This is a genomic window from Sphingobium sp. PNB (assembly GCF_019873065.1).
In the GTDB taxonomy this organism is placed as follows: Bacteria; Pseudomonadota; Alphaproteobacteria; order Sphingomonadales; family Sphingomonadaceae; genus Sphingobium; species Sphingobium fuliginis.
The window spans coordinates 1-5,548 of sequence record NZ_JAINEZ010000158.1 but is presented as its reverse complement, the minus strand read 5'-3'; the positions used below and the strand labels follow the sequence as shown (position 1 = coordinate 5,548).

General features: G+C 61.2%; 6 protein-coding genes. 3 read left to right on the top strand and 3 right to left on the bottom strand.

Annotation, left to right across the window (positions count from 1 at the left end; genetic code table 11):
- Positions 1-208: 208 nt before the first annotated feature.
- Entirely contained in the window at positions 209-427 is a 219-nt protein-coding gene (locus K7W03_RS26470) for a hypothetical protein (RefSeq protein ID WP_222887889.1), read from the bottom strand.
- A gap of 399 nt (positions 428-826) precedes the next feature.
- On the opposite strand from K7W03_RS26470, the gene groL reads away from it, so the two are divergent.
- The 3 genes from groL (at position 827) to K7W03_RS26455 (ending at position 3,923) form a co-directional block, all read left to right on the top strand.
- Positions 827-2,452 (top strand): chaperonin GroEL, encoded by a 1,626-nt coding sequence (gene groL, locus K7W03_RS26465; protein WP_222887887.1) that lies wholly within the window; start codon positions 827-829, stop codon positions 2,450-2,452.
- A gap of 824 nt (positions 2,453-3,276) precedes the next feature.
- A complete protein-coding gene (locus K7W03_RS26460) occupies positions 3,277-3,528 on the top strand; it encodes an AbrB/MazE/SpoVT family DNA-binding domain-containing protein (RefSeq protein ID WP_103001050.1) in 252 nt (83 codons plus the stop codon).
- Positions 3,525-3,923, top strand: a complete 399-nt coding sequence (locus K7W03_RS26455) for a type II toxin-antitoxin system VapC family toxin (RefSeq protein ID WP_222887885.1) — start codon at positions 3,525-3,527, stop codon at positions 3,921-3,923. The genes K7W03_RS26460 and K7W03_RS26455 overlap by 4 nt, the downstream gene beginning before the upstream one ends.
- A gap of 53 nt (positions 3,924-3,976) precedes the next feature.
- On the opposite strand, the gene K7W03_RS26450 is transcribed toward K7W03_RS26455, so the two are convergent.
- Positions 3,977-4,861 carry a conjugal transfer protein TraF gene (locus K7W03_RS26450; RefSeq protein WP_222887883.1) on the bottom strand — a complete coding sequence of 295 codons (885 nt, stop codon included), beginning with the start codon at positions 4,859-4,861 and terminating at the stop codon, positions 3,977-3,979.
- Positions 4,858-5,457, bottom strand: coding sequence for a S26 family signal peptidase (locus tag K7W03_RS26445; protein ID WP_222887881.1), 600 nt, complete (start codon positions 5,455-5,457; stop codon positions 4,858-4,860). The genes K7W03_RS26450 and K7W03_RS26445 overlap by 4 nt, the downstream gene beginning before the upstream one ends.
- Positions 5,458-5,548: the final 91 nt, after the last annotated feature.

The following is a 5,548-nucleotide window of genomic DNA, read 5'->3' as shown; positions in this document are numbered from 1 at the left end:
TCTCGACACCCAATTTCCTACAGTAAGCCAATAGCTTATACCACTCCCGCCAACCCCTCATGACCTGCCAGGTGAATAAGAGAGGCTAGAAGGACGAATGCAAGATGGGTGATCAACCCCTGCCGCCTCGCCTGGTCAGGAGAAATCCGTGGATCGCGGCTAATGAACGCTCGCCTTCGCGGGCGAGCCGGTGTGATCGCGTCCGCGGTCATGCCGACCCAACCAAGTGCGCGGCTAGGCGAGACTGATCGATCCACGGCAGCCAACCCACCGAAGCACCTGCGTTTTTCGAGGAAAGCCAGTCGAAGATCTGACCGCCGACAATGCCCGCTGCGGACAGATGCTTGCGGCGTGCCGGCTCACTGATCGCGTCGGCGGCATGCATGAGCAAAATCTGATGCTCAAAATAAAGTTGATTGAGATCCATGTGTCACTCCCTTGGTAAGCGGGAGCGCGATGGTCTCTCAGTCAAGAGCGCCTACGTTGCTATGCACTTGATGACTTCCATATAGGCTTAATCGACGATCATACAACATTGCCGTCTCACCAAAAATTCGAGAGAAATATCCTTACGGGAAATGCCCGGTATTCCACCTGCAACCCGATATTTCTGCTCATGGCTTGTAATAGTGTCACGCGTTCCAAGGGATCGCTGATCGGCACCGACATATTGCGTCCAGCTTGTCTTTGGCTGCCGCAGGGCGCATATCAGGTTCATCGGCGGTCCGCGTTCAGGTCTGCCAGTTCGCAATTTGGTAGCGCTGGCTTCCGCTTGTGAAAGCGACATTCCGTCGCGGACCAGCGCCAGGAAAGTCGGACCCAAATCATGACTGCCAAGGACCTGAAATTCGCGCACGAAGCCCGCGAAGGGATCGCGCGCGGTGTCGATATCCTCGCCAATGCCGTCCGCGTGACGCTGGGGCCCAAGGGACGCAACGTCCTCATTGGCAGGAGCTTTGGGGCGCCCCGTATCACCAAGGACGGGGTCACGGTCGCAAAGGAAATGGAATTCAAGGACAAGTTCGAGAATATGGGCGCGCAGATGATCCGTGCCGTGGCGTCCAGAGCGCATGACCATGCCGGAGACGGCACCACGACGGCGACCGTCCTTGCGCAGGCGATCGTTCGGGAGGGGATGAAGTCGGTATCGGCGGGCATCGATCCGATGGACCTTAAACGCGGCATCGACCTGGCCGTCGCCGCGGTCGTCGCCGAACTCAAGGCGCGGTCCAAGCCGGTATCGAACAATCAGGAAATAGCCCAGGTCGGCATCGTTTCGGCCAATGGCGACGAGGTGGTGGGCAACCGGATCGCCGAGGCGATGGAGAAGGTCGGCAAGGACGGCGTCATCACCATCGAGGAGGGAGCGAGCGTCGAGTTCGAACTGGACGTGGTCGAGGGCATGCAGTTCGATCGAGGCTATCTGTCGCCCTATTTCGTCACCGACAGCGAGAAGATGACCGTGGAGCTGGCGGACCCGGTCATCCTGATCCATGAGAAGAAAATGGGCAATGTGCAGGCCATGCTACCCTTATTGGAAGCGGTCGCCAAGGCGCACCGCTCGCTGCTCATCATCGCCGAGGATATCGAGGGGGATGCGCTGACGACGCTGGTCGTCAACAAGCTGCGCGGCGGGCTGAAGGTCGCCGCGGTCAAGGCGCCGGGATTTGGCGATCGCCGCAAGGCGATGCTGGAGGATATCGCCATATTGACGGCAAGCGACGTGGTGACGGAGGATCTTGGCCTCAAATTGGAGGATGTCACGCTGGACAGGCTGGGCACCGCCAAGCGCGTGACGATCACGAAGGACAACAGCACGATCGTCGACGGCGCCGGCAGCGCGGAAGCCATCAAGGCGCGCGTCGCCGCGCTCCAGGCACAGATCGAGACCAGCAGCAGCGACTATGATCGCGAGAAGCTCCAGGAACGTCTTGCAAAACTCGCCGGCGGCGTCGCCGTCATCAAGGTCGGCGGATCTTCGGAGCTGGAGGTTAAGGAACGGAAGGATCGGGTGGAAGACGCTCTGCATGCGACCCGGGCCGCAGTGGAGGAAGGCATTTTACCCGGCGGCGGCACCGCCCTACTTTATGCTTCGAAGGCATTGGACGGCCTTGACCCCGTCAAGGACGACCAGCGGCGGGGCATCGACATCCTCCGCCGAGCGCTTCAGGCACCGCTCCGCCAAATCGCGGAGAATGCGGGATATGATGGTGGCGTGGTTGTCGGTCGTTTGTTGGACGAGCGGGACGAAAATCTGGGGTTCAACGCGCAGAGCGAGCAATATGAAAACCTTTTCCAGTCCGGCGTCATCGATCCTACCAAGGTTGTCCGCACGGCCTTGCAGGATGCGGCCTCTATCGCCGGGTTGCTGATTACGACCGAAGCGGCGGTTGCAGAGTGGGTCGCCGACAGCGACGGCCCGCAGATCAGAGCTTCCGGCGGAGGATTTTGAGGGACCTCTCAAGCCCATCGCTCACCGTTCACCATGGCTGACGAATTAATGCGTATGCTCGGGCGTTTCGTGTTACAATCCCTCATCACCCCGATCATGCCGCAGGCATGTTGTGACAGAGAGACCGTCGTGCTCCCGCCTGCAACCGGGAGCAACTTATGCCTGACGATCTGATCCGAATCCGCCCTGCCGGTGCGAAGCCGTCATGACCATTCGCTCGACGCGGAGACCTGTGACATTTTCGGCCCCTTTCCGCCTGTCGGGTTTCGAGGAGCTTTTGTCTGCGGGCACCTATGTAGTCGAAACGGACGAAGAAGCTCTGGAAGGTCAAGCCCATGCAGGCTTCCGTCGGATTGCGACGACCATATGTATCCGAACAGGCGCGACCATCGAACATCACCAGATCGATCCTCGGGAACTAGAGGCTGCATTGCAGCGAGATCGGGACACGGCCCGAGACGAGTCCAGTCGAACTGAACAGCCAGCTGAGCCGTCCGGACGCTCCGATGGTCCCCCGCCAACAGATTGGCGCTGGGTGCCTTTGTGGGTCCGTAACACGCCCTCCCACCGCCGTCGCTAGACCAGCCATGCTCAGATCCGATGGAAATTCCCGGGTGCGCGGAACCCGTGCAAGCCAGGCGTTCAATTCGCGGGCTTGCGTGACAGGATGGATCGCTGCCCGCTTAGCCTTTACCCTGTCATTTCCGGCGGCGGGCGCCTGCGCCGGAATGGCCAGCAGTGCGAGGGGCAACAAGGCCGCGGTCGCCCCCAGCTTGAATGTAATGGAAGTTTCCATTACATGGCGAATGGAAAGGACCACCCGGATGAACGCGCTCACCGTCACCGCCAGAGGGCAGATCACGCTCAAGAAGGATTTGCTCCAGCATCTGGGCATCCATCCCGGCGACAAGCTCAGCATCGACAAGATGCCGGGAGGCGAAATCCGAATCCGGGCCGAGCGACCTTCGGGAAGCATTGCCGATTTCTGCGGATCGCTGAAGCGGGAAGGGCAGCGGTCTCTTTCGATCGAAGAAATGAACGAGATCATCGGCAAAGGCTGGGCCGGAGAGCTGTGAAGGTCACGGCGGACACCAACATTCTGGTTCGCGCGGCCACCCAGGATGATGCGAAACAAGGACCAATTGCCCGTAAGCTCGTGTCGAGCGCGGAACTGCTCGCTGTGCCGCTGTCCGCGCTTTGCGAGTTCTGCTGGGTTCTCAAGGTCGGCTACAAATTGAGCTCTGCCGAGATCGCGAATTCTGTCCGGCTGCTGCTGAACGCCGGCAACGTCGTCATGGATCGCGGAGCGGCAGAAGCTGGCCTGGCTCTGCTCGATGCTGGAGGCGACTTTGCCGATGGCGTCATCGCCCATGATGGCCAGTGGTTGGGCGCCGATGTCTTCATGAGCTTTGACAAAAAGGCCGTAAAGCTGCTGCAGGCCACAGGGCATAACGCCGCCCATCCCGACTGAGCGGGATATGCGCCCAGCCAATTGAGTGGAGTTCAAGGAAAAGGGCGCGCTCATCATCGGTCGGCCCGTTGTTCGGTGGCGCCGGGCACATCATCAGCCGCGCTGGCGGCAACCGGACCATTGGCGAGCGCGTCGAAGAAGCCACCTTCCTCTCCCGCGCCGGTCATGAACTGCTCCGGGCGGATGTCGCCATTCAATAGCCTCACTGCCTGATAGGCCATGGCCGAGAGATTGGGATATGCCTCCACCCCGCTGGCGATCACCATCCGCTGCTGGCTTTCGCGCTTGATGACCATGATGGTCGGAGTCACCTCGACGCCGAAGCGTTGACCAAGCTCAGGATGCGCATCGAGATCCTGGCGGATCACCTGCCAGCCAAATTCTTCCTGGAACCGCTGGGCGATCGGCCATTGTACGCGGCAATAGCCGCAGCTCGTCCGGCTGAACATGACAAGCGCATAGCCGCGGGCATTGGCGCGTAGATAGGCCCGGCGGGCGGCTTCCTTTTCCGCACCCAGCGCCGCGCGCGCGTCGCCGACCATGGGATTGGCGGACCTAGAATTGAGTTCCGGGTGGGTCAGCATCGCGATCTGCGTGACGCCGGCGAAGGCGCGGGCCTTGCGGCGCGCAAAATCCTGTAGCCGCCAGAAGTCTGAGACCGCCTCGACGCTCAGCACCGTCGCGGCATAATCGCGTTGGGCCTCGATCAGCTTGCGGATGCGGGGCGGCGACCATTTGGCGAGCTGTGCCATCGCCGGAATGGTCGGCTTCTCGACAGCCTCCTCCTGTTCGGCCTCTGCCGGCGCGGGCGGCGCTACATACCACCAATAGCCCTGGCGAACTTTGGTGGGCGTGGTCGGCGAGGTTTCGCATAGGCCGGCTGTCGGGCTGACCAAAGCTACGGCGACGATCAGCGATGGGAGGGCGCGGCGGATCACAGCACGCGCTCCATGCGCGTGAGCGCCGAGATGGGCACCAGACCGAAATAGCGGCTGTCGAACCCGTCCTTGTAGGAGGAGCCGATATAGGCTTGGCCTTCGGGCACGGAGCCGTTCTTCCAGCGGAAATAGTCCAGCCTTTGCCCTGCGTGGCCATAAGGCTTGCTGACGCCGATCAGGCTTCCGTTGCAGAAGAAGGCGGCTTCGAGATGCTTGGGGAAACGGTCGCTATGCATCGTGTAGGAGGCGAGGTAATCGCCCGGCATACAGAGCGCATATTTGGTGACGGTGATCGGCAGAGGCCCTGCGAGCGGATGGCGAAGCTCGAACATAACGAGATCATGCCGTTCGACCGTGCCGCCGACCTTTCGCACCGCCCAGGCGTCGATCGAGGGGCTTCTGACCCAGATGAGCTGGGACAGCGCCCACCAGACGAACAGCGCGATGGCGCTCACGATCAGGATCGCCTTGGTGAGCCGGCTTTGGGCGAAAGGCTGATCGGGGTCGGTCGACTGCAGGGCCGCGGCCGCGTGGCGCGGAAGATCGCGAACGCAGGGCCAGACGAACTTACCGGCGTTCCAGGCGAGTCTCAGCATCGCGGACCTCCAATGAAAGAACGCAAGAGGAAATTTCGCAAGGCTGTTGGTCGATAATCCTCACGGTTTGCTCCTTCGCGGTCCGCCGGCG